This window comes from Paracidovorax sp., from assembly GCF_057642795.1.
In genome coordinates this window covers 1-689 of sequence record NZ_JBXYZY010000033.1, presented here as the reverse complement: position 1 = coordinate 689, position 689 = coordinate 1, and the positions used below count along the sequence as shown (strand labels likewise).

The window sequence follows — 689 nt, the reverse complement described above, 5'->3', positions numbered from 1 at the left end:
ATCGTTTTAAAAGAAAACTTTTGATTTTGTGATAGCCACATCATTCGGATGCTAACATTGAGTAAATTTTCTATCTTACGTCCTGAAAACACAAATTGTGTGTAGGCATATAGAACTACTTTTAACATCATTTTTAGATGGTATGGTGTTGCACCACGATGATGTCTGAATTCATCGAATTCAGTCTTAGGAATTGTTTCTACAAAATCGTTTGTGGAGATAAGAACTGAAGTTTGCTTTGGTAAAGTAATTTGAGTCATATTATAATCTTTATATATAAGGCACCTCGTTAAATTAGTTTAGTGGTATTTATTAAATTATACGAAAGGGTCTTATTTTTTAAGTATTTCAATGTAAAATGTCATATAAACACAAAATATTTTGGCGATACTCTTGAGGGAACAGGACAAGCTGAAGACTACAAGATGAAGCTGTCCCCTAAGAAAGTATAATCCAACAATACGAAGTATTGTAAATAAAGAAGCCAGTAAATGAATTTATAAAAAACTCATTTACTGGCTATTTTGCTAGGAATTATGTCTCATCCTCTTAGCTATTGACTTTGGATAGCTAAATTTAAAATACGCTTATATTAAGTTTTTAAATTTTTAGTTCTCATTAATGAATCTGAACGACGAATTTAATATGAATATGATTTCATTCTTTTTGATGTATCATGATTCATTATT

At 29.2% G+C, this 689-nt stretch carries 1 protein-coding gene; it reads right to left on the bottom strand.

Annotated elements, in window-relative coordinates:
* The coding region (locus AC3A84_RS12830; RefSeq protein ID WP_487970086.1) for a transposase at window positions 1–278 on the bottom strand (278 nt) is incomplete at its 3' end.
* Window positions 279–689 lie beyond the last annotated feature (411 nt).